This is a genomic window from Kosakonia oryziphila, assembly GCF_900094795.1.
In the GTDB taxonomy this organism is placed as follows: Bacteria; Pseudomonadota; Gammaproteobacteria; order Enterobacterales; family Enterobacteriaceae; genus Kosakonia; species Kosakonia oryziphila.
Window position 1 is genome coordinate 1 of record NZ_FMBC01000116.1, and the last position, 2010, is coordinate 2010.

Here is a 2010-nt window from a genome sequence, read left to right on the forward strand (position 1 = left end):
CCTTAAGTGCTTTGTCAAAATCGAAGGGCTGGGACATGTGTCATTCCTTTTTGATTGTATATTACTGGAATGACACAGAATTTCTAACACTCCCTCCATCAGAGATTTTGGATGTCTTACTCTTTTACATTCTCAAATATCGATGCTTAAGGTTTATGTCTTTGTGACTCTTTATTTTTCCTATACTTTTTTACCTTCAAGTAGATCATCTTTCTCGCATCGTAAGTTATAAGTAGTGAAATTGTTTCTCTAAATAGAAATCCTGCGATAAATAATAATATTCCACTTGAGACTCCAAAAAACCAGCGTTGTTTTTTTATTAATGATTTTATGAAGTTCGATACTCTCTGGCTGTTAAACGAATCGCATATTGTTTCTATCGTTTTATCATCGAGATTTGCTTTTATTTCATTTTTTTTGGTGCACTGTTCTTTCTTTATCACCCATGAGTTTTCTTGTCGCCCTAAGAAACTATATTCTATTGCTTCATTTTCATTAAACCAAAACCATCCAGTGTCATCAATTTTTATTAACCCTGCTGGTTTTATTGCTATCACAAATGCGCCAAAAAAAGCGAACAAAGGTATAAATAAAGAAAAGAAAATACCTAATGGAAATATTTTGTGTATTTTCTTTATTTTGAGTGTATCAATTATTAGATTTCTCTTTAATTTTGCAATTAATTTGAAGTCTAGCTCGTATCTTCTAATCCAAGATTCAAGTTGAGTGGTCTGCTTTTTAGATATGGCATATGTGTTGTAGTGATAATTGAATTTTTCTATTTCGATGATTTCGCTAAGTAGATCACTATTATTTTCACATTTATGACCTGTCCAGAAAACCCAAAATCTATCTGATAAAGAAAATCCTGACTTTGCCTTGTATTTTATAAAAAAGAGGGAGGCGATAGAAAATATAAAAACAACAATAAATAAGGTGAATTTATTTTCGATAAGTGATGATATCGGAGAAATAAAAGCATCCAGCAATGTATTCATTTTTAATATATCCTTACGAATTAATATCTCTTAGATATAACTGTTTTTTAATGGCATTACATTGTAATCCTCACCATGCTCCAGCGATTCCAACAATGCTGCCCATTGCTCTAAGGCTGCTTTGCGTTCCTGAAAGTACTCATAACGGTTATAAATACCTTCCACACCCTTGATGCGGTGGTTTAAACAGCGCTCTGCAACAACAGGGTCAACACCAAGTGCGGCTAAGTGTGAGCGTCCTGTGCGGCGGAAATCATGGATGGTGAAATTTGGTACCTCAGGGAGGTTGCTGCGCACTTTTGCCAGCGCGACGGGCAGTGTGCTTTCCTGTATGTGAGGGATCATTCTGTGTTGCATTTTACGCGCAGGTAATACCCACTGGCTATTGAGTGACATTTGGCGTAACTCTTTCAACCACTCAACGGTTATCGCTGGTAAAGGGATATCAATAGCATCACCGTTCTTTACCCGCTCGGCAGGTAAATGCCAGATGGCGTTATCTAAATCAAATTCAACCCACTGAGCAGCGCAGAGTTCCATTTTTCTACAGCAGAGGGCAAGTAGAAGCTTCATGGTCAACTCGTTTTGCCGAGAAAATCCTTGAGTAATACGCATGGCCTGAAAGAATTTAATCAGTTCTTCTCTGGTCAGCCAACGTTCCCGGGATTTCTCTTTACCTCCAGCATCAGCGATCTCAAACGCTGTTGTGGGGTTACTCTCCAGCATATGGCGTTTGATACCATAGTTGAAGATGCGGCGGGTCCAGCGGAGGACATCATTAGCTACTGTAGGAGCGTTTCGTGCGATGATTTTCTGCAACATATCATCAATATGGCGAGGACGAACATCTTCGATTTTAATATGCCCAATATTTGGATTGATGTCTTTTTCGATACGACGGCGCAGGATATCTGGATGCTTCCAGTTCCCTAAGAGAGAGCGTTCAGAATTCTGTGTCACGTTAAAAACTCTACAACGTCATCACGCTATTCAGACGTCCGTCAAAATAAAT

At 38.2% G+C, this 2010-nt stretch carries 1 protein-coding gene and 1 pseudogene; both read right to left on the minus strand.

The features are described 5' to 3' along the window. Positions 1–146 precede the first annotated feature (146 nt). The gene (locus GA0061070_RS24365) at positions 147–998 is read right to left on the minus strand and encodes a DUF6216 family protein (RefSeq protein ID WP_090139099.1); all 852 of its coding nucleotides are present in this window, start codon (positions 996–998) and stop codon (positions 147–149) included. 30 nt (positions 999–1028) lie between these two features. Then, positions 1029–1943, minus strand: a pseudogene (locus GA0061070_RS24370) (tyrosine-type recombinase/integrase); the annotation flags it as partial. Positions 1944–2010: the final 67 nt, after the last annotated feature.

Excerpts from the sequence above, each read along its gene's own strand:
- GA0061070_RS24365 (WP_090139099.1), bottom strand. The coding sequence starts at position 998 with ATGAATACATTGCTGGATGCTTTTATTTCTCCGATATCATCACTTATC.